The sequence below is a fragment of the Gordonia sp. ABKF26 genome, from assembly GCF_041103195.1.
GTDB classification, from domain to species: Bacteria; Actinomycetota; Actinomycetes; order Mycobacteriales; family Mycobacteriaceae; genus Gordonia; species Gordonia terrae.
The window spans coordinates 617,417-643,083 of the sequence record NZ_JBGCVZ010000003.1 but is presented as its reverse complement, the minus strand read 5'-3'; the positions used below and the strand labels follow the sequence as shown (position 1 = coordinate 643,083).

The following is a 25,667-nucleotide window of genomic DNA, read 5'->3' as shown; positions in this document are numbered from 1 at the left end:
ACTCAGCCCTGTTGCTGACCGAGTTGCTGGCTGATCTGCTGGTTGATCTGCTGCAGACCAGGGACCGACATTCCGGGTAGGTGGCCCTGGATGGTACGCACGATGGACGAGTCGTCGCGCACCTTCTCGCTGGACTGGACCAGAACGGTTCCGGCGCCGGTGAAATCGAACTGACGCTCCTCGCCTGAGTTCAACCCCATCCGCCGGCCCGCGGCGGCGATGAACCCGTTGACCCACGCCTCGTCGTAGTGGTGACTCGGTGACGGGCAATCCGACCACCCGACAAGGGCTTCCGGGTCGACGCGCACGGGCGGTTCGACGAACATGACCGGACCGTTCGACGACGCGAGGAACTTGCCGGTGCCGATGAGCGTCAGAAAACCCGGCACGATGGACTGGTTCAGCGACAGGTTCGGCTGGAACGCAAGCAGATTGGCTGCTCGGATGGTGAGGTTGCCGTCTTCGAGGTCGTAGGCGTTGATGTCGTAACCGCGGTCACCGATGATCAGCTTGCCGTGGCCCTCGGCGACGACATAGTCACCGAGGTACAGCGGGGCGGAGAACTGCTGGGCCACCATCTGCAGCATGTTGCCCTGCAGCCCCTGCGTGAGCGCGGTGAACTGCATCTGACCGTAGTAGGCGATCATCGCGCCCTTGGACATGAACCAGGGCTGGTTGAGATCGATGCAGAACGAGTAGTTGTTGTCCGGAACGTTGTCGTCCGATGGCAGATTCATCGGACTCCACACGGTGTTGAGTTGACTCACAGCTTCTCCTCTGATGCCTGCACGTACACGATGCCCTGTCCGGAGCACTCCAATTGCATTGCCTCACCGCCGGTTCGGCCGACATTCCGCCAGCTCATCGACGATCGCAGCGTGGTGTTGACCTGCCCCGCCGATCCGACGAAGGCCTGAGGATCGACGCTCACCGGCGGCTTCTGCGGCGACACCTCGAGCTCGAAGACCCCGCCGTGCCCGAGGAGGACCGCCGAGCCGGGACCCGACAGCTGCGTCGTGAACATGCCCTGGCCGGTCACTGCGCCGGCCGCCGCGTTCCGCAGCGCCCCGAACAGCCCGCCGCCACCGCCACCGCCGCCGCCGCCCTGTGACGCGACCGAGACGACCGACGCCTGCAGGTTGGCCCCGTAGGCGAGCAGGCGTGATGCTTCGACGCGCATCATCCCGCCGACTGCGCCGAGATCCACGACGTGGACCTCGATCCCGAGGAAGCCGTAGTGCACCTCACCGTGCCCCTGGGCGATCATCGTGGACTCGTGCTCGCCGGCGAGCATCCGACCGGCCATGCCGCCCATCCCGCCCAGTCCCGGCATCCCACCGCCCATGCCGCCGGCACCCGCGATCTGGTGGGGCTGGAAGTGCACATCGCCCTTGTAGAAGAGCATCGCCCCACGTCGAGCGATGACCGGACCGGTCCGACCGATGTCGACGGAGACGACCTTGCTGTTGACCTTGGTGAACATTCTCGCTACCTCACCCTCACCGCTCGGCCGGCTGGATCGACACGACGCCGCTGCCATCCCAGCGCAGCGAGAACGCTTCCCCGCCACCCTGTCCCAGCGCCGACCGCCAGGACACGTCGGTGACGAAGGACTGACTCAGCTGCCCACGGGCGCAGACGAACGCGTCCGGATCGACCACGAGGGGATACTGCGGTGACACCTCGAGATGGATGAGCGGGCCGCCGTTGGACAGCAGCGCGATCTGTCCGTGGCCACTCACCGTCGTGGTGAACAGGCCCTGACCCGACGACGCGCCGCGCAGACCGGCGAACGTGACGTTGGTCTGCAGGTTGCCGTTGAGCACCATCAGCTGCTCGGACTCCACCTGCAGCGTCTCGTTGTTCAGCTCGATGACCGTCGTCTCCGCAGCGTTGTGCGCGAAGTAGACGATGCCGTTGCCCGACGCCTCCATGAGCGACAATGCCTCCCCGGTGGCACGCTGCTTGAGGCCCGCGAGCACACCGTCACCGCCGCCGAAGCCCGCCGATTTGAAGGTGACCTGTCCCTCGTAGGCGACCATCGACCCGCTGATCGCGCGCACCGCAGAATTGTTCAGCCTGGCTTCCACCACGCGTTTGGACCGTTGTACCAACTGCATTCGACGTGCCTCTCTCGCGCCGCGGGGAGGTCGCCGATCGACCGTCCCTCGTTCGTCTCCCGACGCCATCCCCGCACCACGGCACCCGCAGGCGACCGGCATCCCAGCCCGCCGTGCGCCGGGGAATCCGGCCTCATACGGAGATGAAAATAGCCGATAGCATCGTGTGGTGCCCGGAAACTTCGTACGTCGATGGTTCGGGAACGATTCACGCACGAATTCCGCACCACCTGCATCATCGGAACAAATGACAGCGGCGTTCCTGGAGTCCGAATCCGTCCTGGCCGAGATCGATCCGGCCGTCGGTGTGACCGCCACCCTGGACCCGCGATCGCGGCTTCGCACTGTGTGGTCGGAACTCCGTGAGCAGCACGCCCAGGCGACGTCGGACTATCTCAGCCTGGTGTCGCCGCCCACCGGCACACGTGTCGACCCGCAGGATCTCGAGCGCTCGACGCAGGCGTTGCGGGCGATCACCGCGTCGATGCGCGACTTCGCCCAGACCAACGCCGGCACCCTCGAACGGGCGCGGGCCACGATGCGCGCCGCCGACGTCCAGGACCACGAAGCCCGGGTGGCGGCCAACCGGGCGATGACCGCCCTGGAGGGCGCGACCCCGGCGGTGGCGCGGCTGCAGTCGGTGTCGGAAGCCACCGATGAACTCGCGCGGGCGCTCGCGGGTTCCGACCAGGGCACGGGCCTGCGCGAACGGCAGTCCGCCGCGGCGGCCGTACTCGGCGCGGCGCGGCGCCTCGAACAACTGCTGGCCGAAGCGCCCGCGTTCGCCGAGCGGGCACAGCAGGTCATCCGTTCGGTGGAAACCCGCCGCAGCGCGGTGTCGACCCGTAGCGCGCAGGTCCCCGACACGCTGTCGGCCCTGCGTCGGGAGTTCAGTGCCGACTGTTCGCTCGATCTCCAGCGCAACGGCACGGTCGTCGACGAGCGACTCGTGCATGCCGACGCCGAGCTGGCGGCCGCACGCTCGATGGTCGCCGACGCCCCCGACCAGGCCATCGATCGCGCCGATGCGGCCCGCGACGACCTGGCGGTGGCCGAGAAGGCCGTCGACGCGGTGCTCGACCGGCTGCGCCTGCTGCGGGAGGTCCGGGCCGACCCCAAGGGCGCCGAGCAGCGGGTGCGCTTCCGTCTGCGTGACGCCCAGCTCTTCGCCGTGAACCACACTCTGGTTGACGAATGGGGTTCGGTCCTCGATGCTCAGGCCGACCGGATCGAGCGCGCCGAGGGGGAGCTCGACCGCATCCACCCCGACTACTGGAGCTATCTGACCCAGCTGCGTGCGGTGGACGACCGGATCACCGAGATCGTTTCGCGGATGAGAGGACAGGTGGCCGCAGGATGACCACCACTGCACGACACGACGCCACCGGTCTCGAGCCCGGGACGATCCGGCACTTCGACCACCTGGAGCCGTCGGTCGCCGAGCACCTGTTCTACCGGCAGCCCGAGCCAATCGAGCCGACCTGGCCCGCCCAGCGTCTCGCGGTCGCCCTCGGTGCCACCCTGTATGTCCCGGCGACCCGCCCCGATCTCGCCGACGTCATCCGCCGACGACGCGCCGAGGGGGTCATCTCGATGGTCATCGACCTCGAGGACGCGGTCGCCGACGACGAGGAGGCCGAGGCGATCGACCATGCCGTGGCCGCATTGCGCAGCATCGCCGAGAACCCGGGCCGGCCGATGCTGCTGTTCGTCCGGCCGCGTTCGGCCGATCGGATCGTGCCCATCGCCGAGGCCCTGAGCACCCCGTCGGTGCTCACCGGGTTCGTCATCCCGAAGTTCGCCTCGGACACCGCGGCCGCGGCCCTCGATGCGGTGACCCGGGCGAGCGAGATCCTCGGCAGGCACCTCTGGGTGATGCCGGTCCTCGAGTCGGCGTCGGTCGTGCACCGCGAGACCCGCGACGACGAACTGACCGCCCTGGCGTCGCTGCTCGGCGAACACCGGGACCACGTGCTGGCGGTTCGCATCGGGGCCACCGACATCTGTGGCCACTTCGGCATCCGCCGGGATCGGGACCTGACCATCTACGACGTCCGGGTGGCCGCCGACGTGATCGCCGGCATCGTCAATCATCTCGGCCGCAGCGACGAGAGCGGCTTCGTCGTGACCGGCCCGGTCTGGGAGTACTTCGCGGATCACGAACGCATGTTCCAGCCTCTGTTGCGGCACACGCCCTTTCGCGAGAACGACGCCGTCTACTTCCGGCAGCAACTGGTCAGCCGCGACATGGACGGCCTCCTGCGCGAGATCACCCTGGACCGCGCCAACGGGCTGCACGGCAAGACGGTCATCCATCCGGCGCACGTCGCGGCGGTGCACGCACTGTCGGCGGTGACCCATGAGGAGTATCACGATGCACTCGACATCCTGGCCGGGGAGACCGGCGGGGTACGGGCCTCGTCGTACCGCAACAAGATGAACGAGCTGAAGCCGCACCGCAACTGGGCGCTGCGTATCGTCGACCGCGCCGCCGCTTTCGGGGTGACCCGGCAGGGAGTCTCCTTCGTCGACCTGCTCACCGCGCTCGCCTCGCCCGGATCGGCGGCTTCATGAGCGACCCCGGCGCCGTCGGTGTCGACTGGGTGACCGCGCGTTTCGGTGTCGAGATCGTCGCCGCCGACGACACTCCCCGCGTACACACCGTGCACGATCTCGTCTCACTCGGGTTGCGCCACAATCGACGCCGTGCGCATCTGCTGGTCTCGACCGTCCTGGGCAAACACATCCCGACATCGCCGGCGATCGTCCGCCGCGCCGCCGATGACCTCGGCGCGGCGATCATCGCCGAGATCGGGGCGGATGCGGCGCGCGATGCGGTCGTCTTCGGTTTCGCCGAGACCGCGACGGGTCTCGGACACTGTGTGGCCGAGCGAATCTCCGCGTCACGCTATCTGCATTCGACGCGGCGCCGACGACGCGGCGTGACGGTGTCGGGCACCTTCGAGGAAGGGCACTCGCATGCGACGACGCACCTGCTGCAGCCCAGCGATCCCACGTTCCTCGACGCGACGACGCCGCAGGAGGTGCTGATCCTGGTCGACGACGAGGTCTCGACCGGAAAGACCGCACTCGGCGCCATCGAGGCCATCGTCGCCGACCGGCCCCGCACACGATTCGTCGTGGCGTCCCTGGTGGACATGCGAACCGCAGCCCAGAAGTCCGAATGCGAGTCCTTTGCAGCGGAATCGGGTGCCGAGATCGCCTATGTGTCACTCGCCCACGGATCTGTCTCGCTTCCGCCGACCCTCCTCGAGGACGTGTGGAAGCTCGAGTCCGACGATCTCAATCCGGTGGCACCCCGCCGCGGCGACCAGGTCGCGGTCTCACTCGACTGGCCCCGGACGGTTCCCGACGGAGGCCGGCACGGAATCCTCCGCGCCGACTCGACGCACTTCCACCGAGCCGCGGCCGATTCCGCGGACACCGTGGCGGCACACCTCGATCCGCGGCGTCCGGTCGTCGTGATCGGGCACGAGGAGCTCATGTACGCGCCGCTGTGCATCGCCGAGGCGCTGGAGCGTCGCGGTTTCGCCACCGCGTATCAGACCACGACGAGATCACCGGCCCACGTGCACGACGTCCCGGGGTACCCGCTCCGCCGCGGATTCCGGTTCATCGCACCAGAATCCGACCCGGCCACCCCTCGGTTCGTCTACAACGTGTCCTCCGTCGAACACCCAGACCCCCAGGTCGTACTCGTGATCGACACACCGGCCGACACCGACGAGTTGCGTGCACCCGGCGGACTCGTGGACGTGCTCACCGCCGCCGGACATCCGGTCGTCCTGGCCGTTCTGCCCGAGACCCCCCAGCGTTCGCTGACCCAAGCGCGGGAGGCGGTGCGCTGATGGACATCGCCGCCGCCACGCCGCCACTGTGCGGACCGGAGTTCGGTTCGTACGGGGCCGACGAGGTCACCTGGCTGCTGAAGGACTTGTCCGATGTGGCGCTGGAAGGTGAACTGCGCGAACGGGAACGCCGTATCCAATCCGGGCAGGCGCATTACGCCGAATCCCTGCCGATCGAGTATCAGCCGGGGCACGAGTACCAGGAGTTGTTCCACGCGACCCTGCGATCCTCGGCTCAGCGCCTCGCCGAGGCGGTCGGCGTCGTGGCCGAACTCATCCTGGCCGAGCGTCACTCCGCTCCGACGCTGGTATCGCTCGCCCGAGCGGGGACCCCGATCGGCATCCTGATCCGACGATGGATGCTCGCCGTCCACGGCGTCGAACCCCGGCACTACACGATCTCGATCGTCCGCGGCCGCGGGATCGACACCGTGGCACTCGATCACATCGTGGCACGTCACCCGGCCGAGTCGGTCGTCTTCGTCGACGGCTGGACCGGCAAGGGCGCCATCCAGCGCGAACTCACCGCCGCCGTCGACCAGTACGCGCGGTCCGGCCGGCCGCGATTGCACGACGAACTCGCGGTCCTGGCCGATCCCGGTTCCTGCACGACCCTGTACGGGACCAGAGACGACTTCCTCATCGCGTCCGCCTGCCTGAATTCCACTGTGTCCGGCCTGGTCTCGCGCACCGTCCTGAATGCCGACCACATCGGTCCCGGCGAGTTCCACGGCGCCAAGTTCTATCGTCATCTCACCGACTTCGATGTCTCGGGAGTGTTCCTCGACACCGTCAGTGCGGAGTTCGACGCGGTGGCCGACCGGGTGCAGGCGACGATCGCATCGATGACGCCCGGGTCGCGCCGGCCCGACTGGTCCGGCTGGCGGTCCGGCGAGCGAATCCAGGCCGAGTACGGTTTGTCGTCGATCAACCTGGTCAAGCCCGGTGTCGGCGAGACGACGCGAGTCCTGTTGCGCCGCGTGCCATGGCGGATCCTGGTACGCGCCGACGACCTGCCCGAGCACCGTCACATCCGGCTCCTCGCCGCCGAACGGGGTGTGCCCGTGGAAGTCTCGCCGGTTCTCGCGTACTCGTGTGTCGGGCTCATCAAGGAGGACTCGTGAACGCCCTGGTCGCCACGGATCTCGACCGGACCATGATCTACTCCCGCGCTGCGATGGGCGAGGAGCAGTTCGCGACCCTGGAGACGGTGTGCGTCGAGATCTACCGTGATGCGCCGCTGTCGTACATGACCCAAACCGCCGTCGAGCTGATGACCCGGCTGGCGCACGAGGCCGTCGTCGTACCGACGACCACCCGCACCCCGGCGCAGTACGCGCGAATCGCCCTGCCGGGCAGACCGTTCCGCCACGCCGTGGTCAGCAACGGTGGTCGGATCCTCGTCGACGGCGACGACGATCCCCGGTGGCGTGCGCACATCGACCGAGAGGTGACCCGTGCGGGCGCCACCCTCGAGCAGGTCCGGGACGAGCTCCGCACACGCATCGACGACTCCTGGGTCACGGCGTTGCGTACGGCCGACGATCTCTTCTGCTACCTCGTCGTCGACCCGTCTGCCCAGCCACCGGAGTTCCTCGAGCGATGGCAGGCGTGGTGTGACGCGCGGGGCTGGACAGCATCCCAGCAGGGCCGGAAAATCTATTCGACCCCGCAGCCGGTGACCAAGTCGGCGGCCATCGCCGAGGTCCGGCGCAGGCTCATCGAAGACGGGACGCTCGACGACTCGGCGACCCTCTGCGCGGCCGGCGACGGCTGGCTCGACACCGATCTGCTGCTCGCCGCCGATCACGCCATCCGCCCCCGGCACGGCGAACTGGAGTCGCTCGGGTGGTCGGCGCCGGGGCTCACGATCACGGCCGAGACCGGGGCCCTCGCCGGTGTCGAGATCCTGCGGTGGTTCGGCGAGCGGAGCGGCCTGGACGAGAGCCGGGACGCCCGAGTCCACGCACGCTGATCACGCGGGCGTGGGCCCGAGGACATCGGAATGCCCGTGGCGTCGGCACCAGCTGACCAGGTACCGGGCGTGCAGGCCACACCACCGGTAGACGGCGGCCTGTGTCATCGGCAACGATGCCTCGTGCTCACCGCGCTCGACGATGATCGGTCCGAGGTAGTGACTCGTCACCTTGTTGGCGGTGTTCGGCGACACGGTCGCCACCCGGGCGAGTGACGAGTTGTCCGACGCGCTGCCCGAGGCGATCGCCCCGGCGAGTCGACCTGCGGTGTGGCCGCGCCGCCCGGTGAACAGCTCGTAGAGCGGTGGGCGTGGCCCGTCGGGCGTCTTGTCCGGCAACCCCTGACCGTGAGCCACCGATCGCACGACGCCGACCAGCGTGGCGAATCCGTCGGACCTGGCGATGATGCCCACCACCTCGTCCCGCAGTCGGGCCTCGTCGAGATGATCCTGTTCCATGCCGAGGCCCTGGGTCACCAGGACGACCGGGGCGTGCCGATCGTGCTCGTCGAGGACGTCGATGACGTCGAGCCCGTCGAAGGTCCACTCCACATCGGGCCGATTCCAGACCAGATCCGCGACCACGACATCGAATCGCACGTTGCCGGCGACGCAGTGGACGAACTCGTCCCGACCCGCGGCAACGGTGACCGTGGCCTGATCGAGCGACTTGGCCAGCGGCACGGCGATCACGTGCCCCAGCGGCGAAGCGATCAGTACCCGCAAATGGTTCGGCACAGCATGATCATGCTCGAACCACTGGTGGTGTGCGCGATTACGCATGTTTTTCACCGAGTGCGTACGTATTTACCCGGATGAGCCCACATCCGGTCCGAGATACCGGTGACAAATCGTCTCAACTTCGTAGGCTGGAGAAGTCGACGTTCGGGAAATGCACATTCTCGGCGTCCGATCGCGAGCCAGGTCGATCACCCGAAGGAACCCCGCCGAGGTCCACATCGGACTCGCGCGGTTCGAAACGAAGTCGACGAGGAGAGCCGGCCTGTGTCCGTACCCCTGAACGACGTCCGCCGATCGGCCCCGTCAACCGACAGAATGCCCATCGGGCGGGGGTCGCAGACGCCTCGCCCCGAACTCGCCGTGACCTCGGGCCCCGCAGCGCGCGTCACGGCCGTCGTCGCCGAGGGCGACATCTTCGACGCCGCCCTGGTCGCGCTCGTCGAGAGTGCCGGATACGAGGCGACCGTCGTCGAACCCGCTCAGCTCGCCGCGCTGCGGACCCCGGCAGCGATCCTGGTCCGGTCCGCCGCGATGCTCGGGTTCGTCCGCCGCGTGCCGGCGTTGCGTTCGATCCGGGTCATCTTCGTCGGCAGCGGGGTCGCGGGGTTCGAGCACATCCGGATCTCCCCCCGCGCCGCGAGCGCCGAGGAGGCGCTCCAGCGGGCGTTGGCAACGGTCGCGGGCCCGCCGGCGCCGCAGTCCCCGCCCGAGCTCGCGAACCGGGTACGACTCACCGACCGAGAGCTGGAGATCCTGCAGACCTATACGCTCGGGGCCACGCTGCGTCAGACGTCGCGCGTCCACGAGATCGCGGAAAGCACCGTGCGCGAACACTATCGGCGAGTTGCGCGACGTTACGAGGAAGCCGGGCGGCCGATCGGGAACAAGGCCCAACTCCTCGTCGAATTGATGAACGACGGGTGGGTGCGACCCTGAGCTCTCCACGACCGGAGATGAATCCATGATGTCTTTCGCCTCACGACACGACGCCCCATCTGCGAGAGACTGTGGAGCGTGACCACGACCTCTGACATCTCCGGCGACGGCAATCACCGGCTCGCCAACCGACGGACGGTTGCCGCCTGGGCGCTCGCGGTCGTCGAGGCCGTTGTCGCATTCGCGGCCGTCGCCGGCGGGCTGGCTCTCATCGGCGACCAGTGGGCGATGTCGCGGGAGTGGCTGCACAACACGCCGTTCACCACGTGGACCGGTCCCGGGATCGCGCTGATCGCCGTGATCGCGATCCCGCACCTCGTCGCAGTGACGGCGATCGCCGTGCCCTCCGCACCCGCTCGTCTGGGCATCCTCGGCGGCCTGCTCGCCGGCGGATCGCTGATCGCGTGGATCGTCCTCCAGCTCGCGCTGCTCCAGGTGTTCTTCTTCCTACAGCCGGTGATGTTCGTGGTCGGAATGGTCGAGGTGGGGCTGGCCTTGTGGTGGCGCCGCGGCGTCGAGACCTCCGCGGCGCGGTGAGGGACGCGGGGTTCGCGCCTAGAACAGTCCGACCGCACGCCCGATCAGGCCGAGCGCGACCAGCAGGAAGATGACCGCGGCGATGGCGATGACGATCACACCACCGGCCCGCCTGCGCTGAGGCGGCTCGTGCTCCTCGCCGCCGACGGCGGATTCGGCGGGCGGGGTGTCACCGGGCGCGACACCGCCTCCGGGCTCGAGGCCCGGTGTACTCGCCGGGTCGGGGTTCTGCGGATTGAACGGTTTCCGAGCGGGGTCGTTGTCTGCCATGAGGCCGGTGTACCCGGATCGGCGGAAACTCACTCGTCGGGGTCCCCGCGACGTCGCCGGCTGGTCATGGGATCGACCAGAATCACCCGTGTACGCCGTCGTCGACGCTCAGTGGGGGCCGCAGGACCAGGACGGTCACGATCCCGATGAGGAAGACCGCGGTCAGTGCGAACGGAACCGGGATCACGGGATCCAGCAGTACGAGCAGCGCACCCACCGGGACCACGGTGTTCACCAGTCGATCAGCATTGGCACGCAGCGCGATCCACCAGATCCCGATGATGAAGACCGCGATCGGGATCGTCACGGTGAACGACGCCTGGGTCTCGGTGAGCTCACTGTGGTGCGTCAAGACGTCGATCTCGACTTCGATCCCGGCCGAGAACGCACCCGCCGCGGCGAAGACGAAGTAGTGCACGTATCCGTATCGGAGTGAATCGGCGAGCAACCCGCCGATGGCCCGGTGATGCGGGGGCCAGAAGTAGATCCACCACAGCGCGGCGGTCGCGATGAACGTGAGGATCGCTATCGAGATGAGTGGCGCGAGTTCCTGCTCGCTGTGCAGCGCCTCGATGATCGCGTTCGACGAGGCCAGCAGACTCTCGCCGAGCAGGATGAGTGTGAACAGGCCGTACCTCTCGGTGATGTGGTGCGGGTGCCACGGTGTGTTCCCCTGCCGTTCGGCGATCGCGGGCACCGCGAGTTCGGCACCGACGAGCACCACGAACCCGACCGTCGCCGCGGCACCCGACGGGACGAGCAGCCAGAGCAGCCAGAGAACCTGGACGAGCGCGATCCCGGCAGCGTAGATCTGGGTCGTCCGGCGACGGTCACCGGCCGAGCCGGAAGCGCGCAGCCACTGGGCGACCATCGCGACGCGCATGATCACGTAACCGACGACCACCAACCCGAACTCGTGGTCGACGAAGGCGGGCTCGATCCCCGCGGCCAACACCAGCACGCCGGCCATCTGCACGAAGGTCAGGACCCGATAGAGCCAGTCGTCGGTGCCGAACGACGTCGCGAACCAGGTGAAGTTCATCCACGCCCACCAGATGGCGAAGAACACGAAGGCGTACGACACCACACCGTCGACGATGTGGTCCTCGGTCAGTGCGTGATGCAGCTGGACCGCCGCGATACTCACCGCCACCACGAAGACCAGATCGAAGAACAGCTCGAGCGTGCTCGCGGCCCGACCCGGTTCGGCCGGGTCCCGCGGGCGCATGGTGCTCAGGTGAAATCGCGTGGACATCGTTGCCAACCCCCGATCGGTCACTGCGTGTGGACGAGATCATGCCACCGGAGCCTCAGCGGACGCGGGTGCGGCGCCGTGGGGCGACGGCTCGGCCGTCGGCGCACGCCGCGTGACCTCGACGATCAGTGCAGGTGACGGGGAGAATCGCCCCGCCGTGGCACAGTGAAGACGTGCTGCTGCCCACCCTGACCCCCACCGCGCCGGACGACCCTGCCGTGATCCGCGTCGGCGACGACAAGCTGTCGCGCGAAGACCTGGTCGGGGCGGCGACCGCGGTGGCCGAACGGATCGCCGGCGCGCGCACCGTCGCAGTCCTGGCCACGCCGACCGTGGAAACCGTGCTCGCGGTGGTCGGCGCCCTGATCGCCGGAGTCCCGGTCGTCCCCGTTCCGCCCGACTCGGGTCCGCGCGAGTTCGAGCACATCCTCGCCGATTCCGGCGCCCAGGCCTGGCTCGGGCAGGCCCCGGCCGAGCCGACCCTGCCGGTCATCCCGGTCCGGCGGTACGCGAAATCGTGGCACCGACACCCCGAACCGCACGCCGACTCAACGGCGCTGATCCTCTACACGTCCGGAACGACCGGCCTCCCCAAGGGCGTGCCGATCACCCGCCAGAACATCGCCGAGGGGCTCGATGCACTCGCCGACGCCTGGCTGTGGACAGCCGATGACACTCTGGCGCATGGCCTTCCGCTGTTCCACGTCCACGGACTGATCCTGGGGGTCCTCGGCCCGCTGCGGCGCGGTGGGCGACTGATCCACACCGTCGCGCCGACGGCCGACGCATACGCCGCCGCTGCCGGTGCAGGCGCGAGCATGTTCTTCGGGGTGCCGACGGTCTGGAACCGCGTCGCCGCCGAACCTGCTGCCGCGCAGTTGCTCTCGTCGGCACGGGTGCTCGTGTCGGGAAGCGCCCCGCTACCCGTTCCGGTCTTCGACCGCATACGCGAACTCACCGGGCACCAGATCGTCGAGCGCTACGGCATGACCGAGACGCTGATCACCGTCAGTACCCGCGTCGACGGGGAACGACGCCCCGGGTGGGTGGGAGTGCCTCTCGCCCATGTGGAAACCCGACTCCTGGACAACGGCGAGCCACTACCGCACGACGGCGAGAGCGTCGGCGATCTCCACGTCCGTGGGCCGATGTTGGCGTCGGGGTATCTCAATCGCCTGGATGCCACCGCCGAATCGTGGCTTCCCGACGGGTTTTTCGCGACCGGGGACGTCGCCGTCATCGGCGCGGACGGGATGCACCGGATCGTCGGCCGACGTGCGACCGACCTCATCAAGTCCGGCGGGTTCCGCATCGGAGCCGGTGAGATCGAGACCGTGCTGCTCGCCCACCCGGCGGTCCGCGAGGTGGCCGTGATCGGCGTACCCGACGACTACCTGGGACAGCGCATCGTCGCCTATGTCGTCGGCGACGAGGTCGCCGACACCGAACTCATCGAGTTCGTCGCCGGCGAGTTGTCGAATCACAAACGGCCGCGCGAGATCCGGTTCGTCGAGTCCCTTCCGCGCAATGCGATGGGCAAGGTGCAGAAAAAGCTGCTGGACTGAGCCACTCGTCTCTGAAAACCGCCCGGTGGGCCCGACCCGGCAACGCGCTGCGGGGTGTCCGTTTTCCAGGGGTGGTTTTCAGATCGCGATGCAGTTGTCCACAGGCGCCGCCGGCCCCGATCGCTGACCGGCGACATGATCGACACTGTCTCGCATGGACTTCGACGAGCTCATCGAGCGGTTCGGCGGCGTGGTCGCCACCCACCAGCTCCTCGCCGCAGGTGAGACCACCGCGTCGATCCGAGATGCCCACCGTTCCGGCACGCTCACGTCCATCCGGCATGGGTGGTACCGCACTCCCGCCGCCGATCCGGAAGTGGTCGGCGCCGTCGCGGATGACGGCGTCGTGTCCTGTGCGAGTGCGCTGCGGCGCCATGGCCTCTGGATACCCGAACATCCCATAGCGCTCCACTCTCGTGTGACACGCCATCAGCGTCGACGGTCCCACGACCGATGCCGCCGATACGGCCGGCCCACCCCCGCCCGCGGCGCCGTCGACGATGTGGCGACAGCACTGCAGTACGCCGCCCGGTGTTTCGACGTCGAGGGTTTCGTCATTCTCTGCGACTCCGCGCTCAACAGCGGCAAGATCACACCCGAACGCCTCCGTGCCGAATTCGACGACGCGCCGATGTTCATCCGGCGCGCGATCGGCAAGACCAATCGCCTCGCGGCGTCGGGAACCGAGACCGCGGCCCGACTACGGCTCGAGAGTGCCGGACTGCGGGTCGCTGTCCAGCATCGGGTACCCGGGGTCGGTTGGGTCGACCTGGTGGTCGGACAGCGCCTCGCGCTCGAGTTGGACAGCGTCGAACACCACACCGGTGTCGAGAAGTACGAAGAGGATCGTGCCCGAGATCGCAAGTTGATCGCGCACGGTTACTTTCCGTTGCGACTCACCTACGCGCAGGTGTTCAGGGACTGGGCCACCACCTACGCCGACATCGCGCAGATCATCGCGGGCGGTTATCACCGCAGCCGATCACCGGCCTGGCGGACGCCCCACTGAACTCCGCCCGTCAGAAACGGACAGTCTGCGATGTGTCGCCGAGAGCCTCCCGCCGGGCGGTTTTCAGAGGCCCCGACGTCACTGAGCCCACGACCGTTCTGCCAGCCACTCCGTGATGATCGCGACCGCCTCCTTCAGGTGCGGGATCTGTTCGCGCCCCGAGTAGTAGTGCGTCGCACCGACTATGGTGTGCAGCGTCTTGTCGGGATGACCGACCGCGTCGAACAGGCGGCGGGTGTGACTGGACGTGCACGCATTGTCGGCGGAGTTGCCGATGACGAGTGTCGGGATCGCGAGGTCGGCCGCGCAGCGCGGGCCGTCGCCGTAGGCGTCATCGAAACTCCACTGCGACAACCAGCTTCGCAGGGTGGTGAACCGGGCGAGGCCGACGGGACCCATGTTCACGATCCGCGGATCGCCCAGGTAGCAACCGAGCTCGCGGTCGTTGGGGTCGACGGTGAGATCCAGCCACCGCGGATCGGCCATCGTTCCGTGGACGATGAACCCGCGCTCCATCAGCGGTTCGCCGTGATCGCGGAGGTCGGCGAGTTGTTCCTTGACCCAGGCGGTGATCCGGCGGTTGCGCGCGATCTGCGCAGCGCGGTACCGGTCGAGGAACTCCGCCGAATACGGCGGTTGATTCGGATTCGACGGATCGTACAGATCCAGCTCCGGGTCGCGGTGGTGCGGATCCGACTCGTCGAGAATCGACGGATCCATCCACTCGGTCAGGGTTCCGTGTCGCGACACGTGCGCGGCGAGCAACATCATGCCGTCCGCGGCGGGCAGGTCGAGGGCGGTCAGGTCGGGCGGTTCACCGGCAGGCGTCTCGGTCACCGTCGCGTGCTGGGCCTGCTGCTGGTAGTAGAGCGACAGCGCCCCACCACCGCTCCAACCGGCGAGGATCACCTTCTCGTAGCCCAGCCGTTCGCGCGCATCCCGTACACAGGCACCGAGGTCCTGTACGACCTTCTCCATGATCAACGCACTGTCGACGCCGCGATACCGGCTGTTGCAGTAGATGACGTGATGGCCGGCGCGGGCGAGCGCATTGGTCATCGGCAGGTAGGCCCCGCCCCCGATCGGATGCATGAAGACGATGACGTTCTTCGACGGCACACCCTTGGGCCGGAGCAGGTAGCTCTCGAGAACCACGCTCTCGGTGACCCCGCCATAGGTGTCCTGGTATGCCGAGAGGTCGTCGAAGACAACCAGATAGGGGATGCGGTCGTATTCATGCCGGGTCGGGTCGGTAGCGGTGCTCATACTCGCGACCCCTCGCCGGACTGAGCGGCGTCAGGCAGGGCGGAGGCGAGCATTGCCGGTGCGGCGATGAGTCGACGACGCGTGTCGATCGAGATCACCTGCCATTCCACCCGATCGAACTCGTCGAACTTGCGACGGGACCGTTCCCGCGCCCGCTCGGGGATGCCGTGGTGCATGCCCTGGGGTGCGTGGGAGATCAGCCCCGGCGGCATGCCGACGCCGAACATGCTGCCGCCGTGGAAGAATGCGATCTCGTCGAAGTCGGTGTTGCGGTGGTACCAGGGCAGTCGTTCGGCGCCCTTGCGCGCCTCGGCCGGGCGCGGCAGGAAGTTCATCACGTACACCCCGGTCGCCTGCATGAACAGATGGACCGTCGGCGGTAGGTGCACGGTCTCGGAGGTGATGACGTCGTAGTCCTCGATGTTGAAGGCAAACGGGAAATTGTCTCCGCGCCAACCCTCTACGTCGAGCGGATGGAAGGGGTAGAACAGCGAGGTCTGCCCCTCACGCTGGCGGAAGCGCACCTCGTACTCGTCTCGACCGTCACCGTCGAAAGCCTCGGCTTCGGGAACGACGACGAGCGACGAATCAAAGGGAAAGAACCTGCCGAGGACGCCGGGCTCGGGGACCCGGAACTCGTCGACCGCCTCGATGACGAGGAGCAGCGACGGGCCATCGGGTATCTGGCGGTAGGTGCATCCCTTCGGGATGTACACGTAATCACCGGGGCGGTAGGGCAGTCGGCCGAACTCGGTCTCGAAGTAACCGGCGCCCTCGTGGACGAAGACGAGTTCGTCGCCGTCGACGGTCCGAAACCAGAATGGAGCGGCTTCGTTTCGACGACTCACCGAGATTCGGCAGTCCTCGTTGTGGAACATCAGGAGCGGTTCGCCGGCGGGGTCGGACTGATCGGTGGGTGTGAGGTCGGTGACGATCCGGTCGACGCCGGTGTGGGTGCCCACCGCGCGGAACTGCGTCGGGTCGTTGCGGCGGTACAGGTGCGCCGTGCGGCCGGTGAATCCATACCTACCGAGCTCATCGTCTTTCAGGTCGTCGACATCTCGGTGCACCTGCCGAGGCGTGCGCCCCTTGCGGTGCTGGATGAACGATTCCATGCCGAACTCCTGTCTCTGCGATTTTCTGATGCTAGATTCAGTTTCAGGGGATGACAAGGGTCACACTCGTTCGAGATCCACGTGCCGCGACCGTCGGACCACGTGGTTCGATGAGGAACCGGTGCGTGGAAGGAGCTCACGGTGCCGCCGACCAACAAGGGACGCCAGACCGAGGCCGCGTTTCTCGACGCGGCGCGTCGGACGTTCGCCGAAAAGGGCTACCTGAACACCAAGATCGCCGACATCTCCGCGGCCGCGGGACGTTCGACGGGTTCGTTCTACAACTATTACGACAGCAAAGATCGGTTGCTCGAAGCCCTCCTCGACCAGTTCTCCGAGGAAGTGGTCGAGCAATCGCTCGCGACCAGACACACCGACCCGGAGGCGAGCGTCCGCGCGGCCGTGACCGCGTACTGGACGACCTACAAGAAGTACCTGCCCGAGATCATCGGGCTGTTCCAGATGTCGATGCTCGACGACGACTTCCGCGCCCGATGGCACGCCAACCGGGTGTCCGGCGTCAAACAGGTGCTGTCCGGACTGCGCGGCGCCGAACGCGCGGGCTACGCGGTCGGTCTCCCGCTCGAGCCGCTCGCGTCCGCCCTCGTCGCGACCCTCGAATCCACCTGCTGGACCTGGCTCGCGGTCCGCGGGGACGAGGCCGGACCCGTCCCCGACGACGACACCGCCATCGACATCCTCACAGCCATCTGGTACCGGACCGTGTTCGGGGCCGGCCCCGCAACCTCTGCTCCACTGGCCCGCCCTGCTCCCTGATCCGAAGGAGCACAAAACCGCTGGTCCCCCATCCGAGAGAACCACACCCACTGCTCCCCGAGGTGCGAGGAGCGATAGCCGCCGGGCCGAGCAAGCGACGAAGGAGCGCGTCGAGGTCGACGAGATGGTCCTATAGATTGTCAAGCGCTCCGAGGTCGGTGGTGAAGGCTTTGTAGAGTTCGCGGGCGACGTAGCGTTTGAGGCATCGGATGATTTCCTTCTTCGTTTTCTCGTTGCCGCGTCGGGCGAGGTAGGCGCGGGTGGGGTCGTGGGATTTCATCCGTCCGACGACGATCATGTGCAACGCGCTGTTAGCCGCCCGGTCACCGCCACGGTTGAGGCGGTGACGCACGGTCTTGCCCGACGATGCCGGTAACGGCGCGACACCGACGAGTTTGGCGAAGGTGGCTTCGGTGCGCATGCGTTCGGCATTGTGCCCGATCGTGATCAATAGCCGTGCGCTGGTGATCGGGCCGACCTGAGGCAGGCCCAGCACGGTAGGCACCAATGGTTTCAACAGCTTGTTGAGTTCGCGGGTCAACGTGGTGACCTCGCGGTGGGTCTGCCGGTACCGCCCGGCGATGGACTTCGCCGCGAACACAAACGCCGCGCGCGGATCGGTCAACGACGCCGGGGCCGTGAATGATTCGACCAGTGCGAGTCGTTGAGGCGTGGTGGTGCGGGTTTTGAGTTGATCAGCGAACTCATCGGGTGCCGTGGTGCACAGGTCACGGAGTTGGTCACCGAGTTCGGTGCGGTGATCGACCGCCATTCTCCTTGCCACGTACAGCATTCGGATCGACTCGACAACGCCTGTGGTGTCTTTGGCGTGGCCAGTGGCCCGCCCGGTCAGCACAGCCATCGCCGCGGCGTAAGCATCGAGCTGGTCGGACTTGCCCTGGGCTCGGCGGGCCCGCACGTCCGGGGCGTTGACCTCGATCACCTCGATACCGGCGGCGGTCAACTCGCGGGTGAGTCCCGCGCCGTATGAGGCGCTGGATTCGACCCCGGCTTGTTCGAGGCGACCGTGGGTGCGGGCCCAGTCCAGCAGCTGCTGGTAGCCGGCAGCCGAGGCGGGGAATTCGAGATCGGCCAACGGCAGGCCGAGGGTGTCGATGATCGCTGCGTGGTGGGTTTGCTGATGGGTATCAACCCCGAGTACGACCACTTGCGTAGCCGTTGCTGTCTCGGTCATTCTGGCGGTGTCTCCTTCACTGCGGTGATGGATGACCTCGCCGGGGCGGGTGGACACGACAGTGAGGAGTCACGGGCTCAAGCCCGAACACGGCCCTTATTAGGTCACACCCGCCCCGGTCTCCCAAGGTCGTTGTGTTGCGGTGATCGCCAGCGCAGTGAGGCCGACAGATCTCGTCCATGACAGCACCGTCAGCCACGAAGCAGGTCAGGCCTCAACCCATGACGACCACCACACCCATTCTCACTGCCACGAAGGGCCTGGTGAGGCGGCGGATTCTAGGGGTCCTCGCAACACCGGTTGGTTAGACTGGCACAAGTAAATCACGCAGACGCTCGGCTGGGGTTCTCCAGTCGAGCGTTTTGCGTGGTCGGCCGTTGAGTCTGTGGGCGACGAGTTCGAGGTCCTCGGCGCTGTGTACCGACAAGTCGGTTCCTTTCGGGAAGTATTGGCGCAGTAAACCATTGGTGTTCTCGTTAGAGCCGCGCTGCCATGGTGAATGCGGGTCGCAGAAGTAGACCGACACACCGGTGGTGACGCTGAACTGCTTGTGCGCCGCCATTTCACAGCCCTGATCCCAGGTCAACGACCCCCGCAGATGCTCGGGTAGAGAACCGATCAGCGGGATCAGCACGTCGCGAACCTCCTCGGCTGTATGCCCGCCAGGCAGATGCCCGAGCAGGACGTAGCGAGTCGTGCGTTCGACCAGCGTCACGATGGCCGATTCCGAACGGGTACCGACAATCAGGTCACCCTCCCAGTGGCCCGGTACCGCCCGGTCCTCGACCTCAGCCGGCCGATCGGAGATCATCACCATCTCGTCGACAAACCGGGCTGCGCGGCGCTCTGGAGACCGGCGAGGCTTACGACGTGTGCGTCTGGTGCGCAACGCGTCGGCGACTTCACGGCGCAACCCGCCGCGGGCCTGAACGTAGATCGCCTGGTAGATCGTCTCGGTACTCACTCGCATTGCCTTGTCATCGGGGAACTCGACGATCAAAGCGTGACAGATCTGTTCGGGAGACCACTGCTGGGCAAGTTTGTCACGGACGTAATCCCGAAGCGGCCCAACGGTGACGAGTTTGGACTCCTTCGGCCGTAAACATGTACTCGCCCAAGCCGTTTGAGCCCGACAGGGACGGTATACCCCTGACACCGAGTACGCATCGATCTCGCGTTTGATCGTCGACGCCGCCCGCCCCAACCGGCGTCCGATCTCGCGCAACGAGTCGCCGCCACGGTGCATATCAGCGATCTGTTCACGCTCAGACAAGCTCAGGAACCGAGGATGCAGCTGGGCGTCGATCTTGGCCACCGACGGCCGTTGCCCCGCTGAGTCGTACGTCGTCATACCGGTCTTGTAGTCGATGCGGCGACCATCGGGATGAAGGCGCGCGTGAGCACGTTTGCGTATCCCTTGATCCCAATCCTGCGCAGTCCGGATATTGACGCCCACCTGCTGGGCGGCGTCGCGACGACGAACACCAGTCGCCCGCAACTCGTCATAGCGAGCGCGCCCGGGATGCCCAGAGGTCCCCGGCTTGCCACGCCCGCGTAACCCGGCTCGACGGACCCAGCCAGACGCAGTACTGCGATTGACACCCACACAACGAGCGGCAACCGTGACACTCCCGCCTTCGCGATCCAGCGCCTCGAAGAACCGATCCTTCAACTCTGCAGAAACCACGATCCCCGCAACTCCCTGAAAAGCCAGGGTGTTGCGGGGATCGCTAGAACCCGCCAGGCCTTGCGAGGCCCTTCGAGGCTCGCTTCGCTCGCACCTCAGGGAGCAGGGAGTGGGCCCCGCTTGCCGTCCCGGACCGAGCCGACGATGCTGGAACGCATGCCCATCGAGGTCCGTCCCGCGGAGAACTTCGACGACATCGCCACGATGGTCGGTCCGAAGAAGCCGACGTCGAACGTCTGCTGGTGCCTGAGCTACCGCATTCCCAGCGCCCAGAATCAGCAGCTGGTCCGCGAGCAGCGCGGCGAGTTCGTCAAAGAGTTGTGCGACACCGGGGTTCCGCTGGGTGTGCTCGCCTACGACGACGCGGGCGAGGTCGTCGGTTGGGCGGCCGTATCGCCGCGCGCGGACACGACCTTCGCACGGAACCGGAAGATCCCACACGTGGACGACCTCCCGGTGTGGTCGGTCTGGTGCATCCGCGTCCGCCCCGGCCATCGCAAACAGGGAATCTCGCACGCGCTGCTCGCCGGGGCCGTCGACTACGCGCGGTCGAACGGTGCGCCGGCGATCGAGGGATACCCCGTCGACAACAAGGGCGCCAAAGTCGATCTGACGATGGCGTACGTCGGGACCCGCGGCCTGTTCGAGAAGGCCGGCTTCGTGCGGGCCGCCGACACCTCGTCGGTCCTCGCCGGGTTCCCGCGCGTGCTCATGCGGTTGTCGCTGGCCTGATCGAGGCCACCACTCAGATCAGGTCTGCCAGTTCGGCGGTGGGAACGTGGATCCAACCCTCCCGCGCGGCGACCGGCCGGTCGGCGGCGGCGGGTCGCGTGGTCCGGCCGAGCTCTGCGGCGCGCGCGATCAGCGCGGTGATCACGGCGTCGAACGCGTCGTCGTCGCGGGCCATCCGCTCGGCGTGATCGCCGAGTTCGAGCCACGGTGCCGCCGCCTGCAGGGCGAGCACCAGGTCGGCGAGAACCGGTGCGTTGGCGGCGCGTTTGTATCCCCGTGAGGTCAGTCCCCAACGCTTGAGTGCCCCGGCGGGATACGCCTCGACCGCCCACCCGTCGACGCGGTTGTCGACACCCAGGTCCGCGAGCAGGCCGGCGCATCGGAACGCGACATGCGCGATCTGGTCGGCCGACACACTGAGCGGGCGACCCGCGCCGTCGTCGATGATCCGAAGATCGGTGCGACGCAAAGCAAGTGGACGACGACGAGCGATGTCGTCGAGCCCCCTCCCCGGCGACAACCGGTTACCGTGATGCGCGACGACGAAGTCGACGAACTCATCGGGCCAGCCGAAGGGCGAGTCGATCCCGATCCGGGTCGCCCCGTCCGTGCGGCGCCGGATCGCGGCGTCGTCCGCGCCCACGACGAGCTCGGTCAGCACCGCCCGGCCAGAAGACCAATCCACGCATGCGACAGCAGTTTTCGCCGGTGACGCGGACAGGTCGACGCCGACCGTCCGCATCACCGGGATCACTGCGCCGGGTCGACTCAGAAGTTGCCCTCGAGGAACTCGGCGTAGGCGGGCAGATCCAGCTGTCCATGACCCGACAACCCGATCACGACGACCTCTTCCTTGTCGCTGTCGGCAACGTGCGCGGCGCAGGCCGCGATCGCGTGCGTCGACTCCGGGGCCGGGACGATGCCCTGGGTCCTTGCGAACTGCACACCCGCGGTGAACGCGTCGTGCTGGGAGATGGCGACGCCCTGCACCAGTCCGAGCTCCACCGTGTGACTCAGAGCCGGGGCCATGCCGTGGTAGCGGAGACCACCGGCATGGATCGGATCGGGCACGAAATCCATTCCGAGCGTGTGCATCTTGAGCAAGGGTGTCAACCCGGCCACATCGCCGTGATCGTAGCGGTACTCCCCCTGCGTGATCGACGGACATGCGGCGGGCTCGGCGGCGACGACCCGCGGATTCGAGCGCCCGTGCAGCTTCTCCCGCAGGAACGGGAACGACAGCCCGGCGAGGTTCGAACCGCCCCCGGCGCAACCGAACACGACGTCGGCGCCGTCGGGCTCCACAGAGTTCAGCTGGTCGACGGCTTCCTGCCCGATCACACTCTGGTGCAGCACCACATGGTTGAGCACGCTGCCCAGCGCGTACCGGGTGTCGGGATTCGCGGCGGCGACCTCGACGGCCTCACTGACGGCCATGCCGAGGCTCCCGGTCGTGTTCGGATCCTTGGCGAGCATCGCACGCCCCGACTCGGTCAGCTCCGAGGGACTCGGGTGGATGGTGCCACCGTAGGTGCGGATCAGGAACCCCCGGTAGGGCTTCGAGCTGTAGGAGGCGCGGACCTGCCACACCTCGACATCGATGCCGAACTGCGCGCCCGCGAACGCCAGCGCGCTGCCCCACTGACCGGCCCCGGTTTCCGTGGTCAGTTTGGTCACGCCGTCGAGGCTGTTGTAATACGCCTGTGCGACAGCCGAATTGGTTTTGTGGCTGCCGACCGGGCTCACGCCCTCGTACTTCACGTAGATCCGCGCCTTGGTGTTCAGCGCCTCTTCGAAACGGCGCGCGCGGATCAACGGCGACGGCCGCCACATGCGGTAGATCTCGCGCACCGGCTCGGGGATCTCGATGTAGGCCTCGGTGGAGACCTCCTGCGCGATGAGTCCGCTCGGGAACAGCGCGGCGAGATCGTCGGGACCGACCGGCTCCTTGGTGCCCGGATGCAGGTGCGGTGGGATCGGGGTGTCGAGCTCCGCCGCGAGGTTGTACCAATGCGTAGGGACGCCCACCGTGATCAGATCCGGATTCTCGGCACCGGTTCGAACATGCGTTGTCATGGGTCACCACTCTAATCCTCGCGCCCACGCCGGTGACCGGTGCCGAACGATCCCCGCGCCTCACGCCCCGGGAAGCCGATACTCCTGCCGCGGCCTGCCCGTGGTGCCGTACTGCAGCGACATCGTCAGGCGCCCGGCGGCGACGAGGTTCGCCAGGTGCCGGCGCGCGGTCGGTGCCGCGATGCCGATCTCGCGGGACACGTCGTCGGCGAACAACGACGTACCGGCGTCGAACAACGCCAGGATGCGCTGTTCGGTCGACGAGCCACTCTCCGCACGGTCCGCGGCGCGGGTGCCGAAGCGCAGTGCCGACAGCGCGGAGTCGACGGCGTGCTGGTCGACGTTCGCCCCCGCCAGCACCCGCCGGTACTGGGCGTAACCGGCGAGGCGGCGCGCGAGGTCGGCGTCGTCGAAGGGTTTGATCAAGTAGGCGAGCGCACCGGCACGCATCGCGGTGCGCACCGCTGACGCGTCGGTCTCGGCGCCGACGATGAAGCAGTCGCAGTCGAGCTCGGCGACCAGGTCGATGCCCGAACCGTCGGGCAGATAGACATCGAGGAGCGCGAGATCGATGTCGGGGTGCTCGGCCACCGCCTGCCGGGCGGCACCGATGCTCCCCGCACGCGCCCGGACGGTGAACCCCCGCACCGCGTCGACGATCATCGAATGCAGTGCGGCGACCCGGAAGTCGTCGTCGACGATCAGGACGCCGAGGTCATCGGTCATGAGAGGCCTCCCGGCTTGTCGGTGTCGTTCGATCCAGCGGTGGCGCCGAACTCGTCGAGGCCTTCGAATGCCTCGGAACCGTCCGTCGGCGCGAGGACGCCCGGCAGTCGAGCGACGAACACGGCCCCGCGCGGTCCCGCGTCACCGTCGTGAGCCGCCCCGCCCGCATCGGCGACCCACACGTCACCACCGATCCGACGCGCGATCTGGCGGGCCAGGGCGAGGCCCATCCCGCGGCCGCCGGGGACGAGCGCGCCCGACTTGGTCGTGGCGCCCTCGGCGAAGACGTCGTCCGGCTCGTCGAAGGAGATGCCCGGCCCGGAGTCCCCGACGGTGACCAGGATGGTGTCGCCGTCGGCGATCACCTCGACCTCGACCTCGCCCGTAGCGGGGCCGGGCCCGACTGCATCGACCGAACCTGCAGCCTCGATGGCGTTGTCGACGAGGTTGCCGAGCACGGTGGTGACGACGACGGGCTCGGTGAGGAAACCCTGCAGCCAGGTCTGGTCACCCAACCGCAGGGTGACCCGGCGTTCGCGTGCCTGGGCCGCCTTGGCGTCGAGGAAGGCGTGCAGATGTGGTTCGCGCACGTTGTCGAGCCCGGCGAGCAAGGGCCCTCCCGGCCCGGTCCCGGTGACCTCGTCCAGGTAGGCGAGCGCCTCGTCGGCGTGCCCGTGCCGGAGGAGGCCCGCGAGTACGTGCATCCGGTTGGCCGTCTCGTGGCGCTGCGCACGCAGGGCGGTGCTCATCGATCGGATCGAGTCCACCTCGCGGCTGAGCGCCTCGACGTCGGTGCGGTCGATCACCGACAGCACCATGCCGAGGTCGCGTCCGTCGGCGCGCACGCGATGTGAGCTCACCAGGACGACCCGCTCGCCGACACTCGCGGCGAGTGGCTCGTCGGTCGGTGTGGCGAGGACTGCGGCCACCCGCGGAGTGAGGCCGAGTTCGGCGGCCGGGGTGCCGACAGGCGCATCGATGTCGAGCAGTCCGCGTGCTCTGTCGTTGACGACCCGGACGATGCCGTCCGCATCGACGGCGAGCACGCCGTCGGCCATCGAATGGAGCACCGCACCCTGCTCCCGGACGAGTTCGGCCAGTTCGTCAGACTCCAATCCAAGGGTGAGCCGACGCCAGCGCCGGGCCAGCAGTGCCGAACCCACTGCGCCGATGCCGAGTGCCGTGAGTGCGAGGAGCGAGGTCGCGATGATGTCGCTCCGGGTCTCGGAGCCGAGCCGTTCGGTGGAGACCCCGACGCTGATGAACCCGACGACGGTGCCGTCTGCACTCAGCACCGGGACCTTCGCGCGGACCGACTCACCGAGGGTGCCCCGGTCGGTGTTGACCTCGTCCGATCCGGACAGCACCTTCGACGGGTCGGTGGAGACCGTCTTGGCCAGCTCCGACGCCTCCGGATGAGCGAGACGAATGCCGCGATCGTTGCCGATGACGACGAACAGGGCCCCGGTTCGGGCCCGCACCGCCGCGGCCTGCCGCTGGAGGGGTCCGTCGAGCAGGTCGGCCGCATCCACCTGGGTGCCGGGATGGGCGGCCACCTCGCTGCGGACCTCGGCGTCGGCGGCGACCGACTGGGCGATCGCCAGCGCGCGCTGGGCATACTCGTCGCGCACCCGGTCGTCGGCTCCGGCGATGAGCAGACCGAACCCGACCACGAGGCTGACCGCTATCACCGCCAGCTGCAGGAGCAGCACCTGCGTCCGCAAACGCATGACGTCAGCCTAGTGCTGTGTCGTCGGGCATGGCGGGCGCGCCGACACGGCGACCCGTCGGGGACGGATCGCCGTGTGCGGGTGGA

At 67.7% G+C, this 25,667-nt stretch carries 25 protein-coding genes; 11 read left to right on the top strand and 14 right to left on the bottom strand.

All coding sequences use genetic code 11. The annotated features are described in order from the left end of the window. Positions 1-2: 2 nt before the first annotated feature. From AB4Z55_RS03475 to AB4Z55_RS03465, 3 genes are read right to left on the bottom strand one after another with little or no spacing between them, the layout of a single operon-like run. Positions 3-767: an AIM24 family protein gene (locus AB4Z55_RS03475; RefSeq protein WP_004021133.1), complete on the bottom strand. Its 765-nt coding sequence runs from the start codon at positions 765-767 to the stop codon at positions 3-5. Further along, the gene (locus tag AB4Z55_RS03470) at positions 764-1,483 is read right to left on the bottom strand and encodes an AIM24 family protein (RefSeq protein ID WP_004021132.1); all 720 of its coding nucleotides are present in this window, start codon (positions 1,481-1,483) and stop codon (positions 764-766) included. Before AB4Z55_RS03470 ends, AB4Z55_RS03475 begins: the two co-directional genes overlap by 4 nt. Before the next feature lie 16 nt (positions 1,484-1,499). After that, positions 1,500-2,120, bottom strand: a complete 621-nt coding sequence (locus AB4Z55_RS03465; RefSeq protein WP_033204169.1) for an AIM24 family protein — start codon at positions 2,118-2,120, stop codon at positions 1,500-1,502. Between the two features lie 247 nt (positions 2,121-2,367). On the opposite strand from AB4Z55_RS03465, the gene AB4Z55_RS03460 reads away from it, so the two are divergent. The 5 genes from AB4Z55_RS03460 to AB4Z55_RS03440 are packed head-to-tail and all read left to right on the top strand — an operon-like array spanning position 2,368 to position 7,964. Further along, the gene (locus tag AB4Z55_RS03460; protein WP_369519150.1) at positions 2,368-3,480 is read left to right on the top strand and encodes a hypothetical protein; all 1,113 of its coding nucleotides are present in this window, start codon (positions 2,368-2,370) and stop codon (positions 3,478-3,480) included. Next, the gene (locus tag AB4Z55_RS03455; RefSeq protein WP_369519149.1) at positions 3,477-4,694 is read left to right on the top strand and encodes an HpcH/HpaI aldolase/citrate lyase family protein; all 1,218 of its coding nucleotides are present in this window, start codon (positions 3,477-3,479) and stop codon (positions 4,692-4,694) included. The genes AB4Z55_RS03460 and AB4Z55_RS03455 overlap by 4 nt, the downstream gene beginning before the upstream one ends. Next, positions 4,691-5,989 (top strand): phosphoribosyltransferase family protein, encoded by a 1,299-nt coding sequence (locus tag AB4Z55_RS03450; RefSeq protein WP_369519148.1) that lies wholly within the window; start codon positions 4,691-4,693, stop codon positions 5,987-5,989. Before AB4Z55_RS03455 ends, AB4Z55_RS03450 begins: the two co-directional genes overlap by 4 nt. Further along, a complete protein-coding gene (locus AB4Z55_RS03445; protein WP_369519147.1) occupies positions 5,989-7,113 on the top strand; it encodes a cysteine protease StiP family protein in 1,125 nt (374 codons plus the stop codon). Before AB4Z55_RS03450 ends, AB4Z55_RS03445 begins: the two co-directional genes overlap by 1 nt. Further along, positions 7,110-7,964, top strand: coding sequence for an HAD family hydrolase (locus tag AB4Z55_RS03440; RefSeq protein ID WP_239402965.1), 855 nt, complete (start codon positions 7,110-7,112; stop codon positions 7,962-7,964). The genes AB4Z55_RS03445 and AB4Z55_RS03440 overlap by 4 nt, the downstream gene beginning before the upstream one ends. On the opposite strand, the gene AB4Z55_RS03435 is transcribed toward AB4Z55_RS03440, so the two are convergent. Beyond that, positions 7,965-8,702, bottom strand: coding sequence for a response regulator (locus AB4Z55_RS03435; protein ID WP_369519146.1), 738 nt, complete (start codon positions 8,700-8,702; stop codon positions 7,965-7,967). A gap of 318 nt (positions 8,703-9,020) precedes the next feature. Here AB4Z55_RS03435 and AB4Z55_RS03430 point away from each other — a divergent pair, with 318 nt between their 5' ends. Continuing rightward, a complete protein-coding gene (locus AB4Z55_RS03430; RefSeq protein ID WP_369519145.1) occupies positions 9,021-9,641 on the top strand; it encodes a helix-turn-helix transcriptional regulator in 621 nt (206 codons plus the stop codon). A 78-nt stretch (positions 9,642-9,719) separates the two neighbouring features. Beyond that, positions 9,720-10,178 carry a hypothetical protein gene (locus AB4Z55_RS03425; protein ID WP_369519144.1) on the top strand — a complete coding sequence of 153 codons (459 nt, stop codon included), beginning with the start codon at positions 9,720-9,722 and terminating at the stop codon, positions 10,176-10,178. 18 nt (positions 10,179-10,196) lie between these two features. Here the strand turns inward: AB4Z55_RS03425 and AB4Z55_RS03420 are convergent, their stop codons facing one another. After that, positions 10,197-10,448 (bottom strand): DUF6480 family protein, encoded by a 252-nt coding sequence (locus AB4Z55_RS03420; protein ID WP_033204173.1) that lies wholly within the window; start codon positions 10,446-10,448, stop codon positions 10,197-10,199. An 82-nt stretch (positions 10,449-10,530) separates the two neighbouring features. After that, positions 10,531-11,703 carry a low temperature requirement protein A gene (locus tag AB4Z55_RS03415; RefSeq protein ID WP_369519143.1) on the bottom strand — a complete coding sequence of 391 codons (1,173 nt, stop codon included), beginning with the start codon at positions 11,701-11,703 and terminating at the stop codon, positions 10,531-10,533. Positions 11,704-11,876: 173 nt separating this feature from the next. Between AB4Z55_RS03415 and AB4Z55_RS03410 the strand changes: the two genes are divergently transcribed. Together AB4Z55_RS03410 and AB4Z55_RS03405 are read left to right on the top strand one after the other, a co-directional pair. Continuing rightward, entirely contained in the window at positions 11,877-13,268 is a 1,392-nt protein-coding gene (locus AB4Z55_RS03410; protein ID WP_369519142.1) for an acyl-CoA synthetase, read from the top strand. A gap of 154 nt (positions 13,269-13,422) precedes the next feature. Beyond that, positions 13,423-14,277, top strand: coding sequence for a hypothetical protein (locus AB4Z55_RS03405; RefSeq protein WP_248644067.1), 855 nt, complete (start codon positions 13,423-13,425; stop codon positions 14,275-14,277). 78 nt (positions 14,278-14,355) lie between these two features. Here the strand turns inward: AB4Z55_RS03405 and AB4Z55_RS03400 are convergent, their stop codons facing one another. Next, positions 14,356-15,543, bottom strand: a complete 1,188-nt coding sequence (locus AB4Z55_RS03400) for an alpha/beta fold hydrolase (protein WP_248644068.1) — start codon at positions 15,541-15,543, stop codon at positions 14,356-14,358. Continuing rightward, positions 15,540-16,658 carry a homogentisate 1,2-dioxygenase gene (locus AB4Z55_RS03395; protein WP_369519141.1) on the bottom strand — a complete coding sequence of 373 codons (1,119 nt, stop codon included), beginning with the start codon at positions 16,656-16,658 and terminating at the stop codon, positions 15,540-15,542. The genes AB4Z55_RS03400 and AB4Z55_RS03395 overlap by 4 nt, the downstream gene beginning before the upstream one ends. 141 nt (positions 16,659-16,799) lie before the next feature. Between AB4Z55_RS03395 and AB4Z55_RS03390 the strand changes: the two genes are divergently transcribed. Beyond that, the gene (locus tag AB4Z55_RS03390; protein WP_004021116.1) at positions 16,800-17,435 is read left to right on the top strand and encodes a TetR/AcrR family transcriptional regulator; all 636 of its coding nucleotides are present in this window, start codon (positions 16,800-16,802) and stop codon (positions 17,433-17,435) included. 130 nt (positions 17,436-17,565) lie between these two features. On the opposite strand, the gene AB4Z55_RS03385 is transcribed toward AB4Z55_RS03390, so the two are convergent. Together AB4Z55_RS03385 and AB4Z55_RS03380 are read right to left on the bottom strand one after the other, a co-directional pair. Continuing rightward, positions 17,566-18,630 (bottom strand): IS110 family transposase, encoded by a 1,065-nt coding sequence (locus tag AB4Z55_RS03385; protein ID WP_369519140.1) that lies wholly within the window; start codon positions 18,628-18,630, stop codon positions 17,566-17,568. Positions 18,631-18,934: 304 nt separating this feature from the next. Next, complete coding sequence (locus tag AB4Z55_RS03380) at positions 18,935-19,981, bottom strand: IS30 family transposase (RefSeq protein WP_369520975.1); 1,047 nt, start codon at positions 19,979-19,981, stop codon at positions 18,935-18,937. A 492-nt stretch (positions 19,982-20,473) separates the two neighbouring features. On the opposite strand from AB4Z55_RS03380, the gene AB4Z55_RS03375 reads away from it, so the two are divergent. Continuing rightward, on the top strand, positions 20,474-21,049 hold the full coding sequence (locus AB4Z55_RS03375) for a GNAT family N-acetyltransferase (protein ID WP_064569678.1): 576 nt from the start codon (positions 20,474-20,476) through the stop codon (positions 21,047-21,049). A gap of 13 nt (positions 21,050-21,062) precedes the next feature. Here AB4Z55_RS03375 and AB4Z55_RS03370 read toward each other — a convergent pair whose 3' ends face one another. The 4 genes from AB4Z55_RS03370 to AB4Z55_RS03355 are packed head-to-tail and all read right to left on the bottom strand — an operon-like array spanning position 21,063 to position 25,581. Next, on the bottom strand, positions 21,063-21,791 hold the full coding sequence (locus tag AB4Z55_RS03370; RefSeq protein WP_369520974.1) for a DUF429 domain-containing protein: 729 nt from the start codon (positions 21,789-21,791) through the stop codon (positions 21,063-21,065). Positions 21,792-21,817: 26 nt separating this feature from the next. After that, positions 21,818-23,125: a TrpB-like pyridoxal phosphate-dependent enzyme gene (locus AB4Z55_RS03365; protein ID WP_239402983.1), complete on the bottom strand. Its 1,308-nt coding sequence runs from the start codon at positions 23,123-23,125 to the stop codon at positions 21,818-21,820. A gap of 60 nt (positions 23,126-23,185) precedes the next feature. Next, positions 23,186-23,851 carry a response regulator gene (locus tag AB4Z55_RS03360; protein WP_239402984.1) on the bottom strand — a complete coding sequence of 222 codons (666 nt, stop codon included), beginning with the start codon at positions 23,849-23,851 and terminating at the stop codon, positions 23,186-23,188. Next, entirely contained in the window at positions 23,848-25,581 is a 1,734-nt protein-coding gene (locus AB4Z55_RS03355; protein WP_248644073.1) for a sensor histidine kinase, read from the bottom strand. The genes AB4Z55_RS03360 and AB4Z55_RS03355 overlap by 4 nt, the downstream gene beginning before the upstream one ends. Between the last annotated feature and the right edge of the window lie 86 nt (positions 25,582-25,667).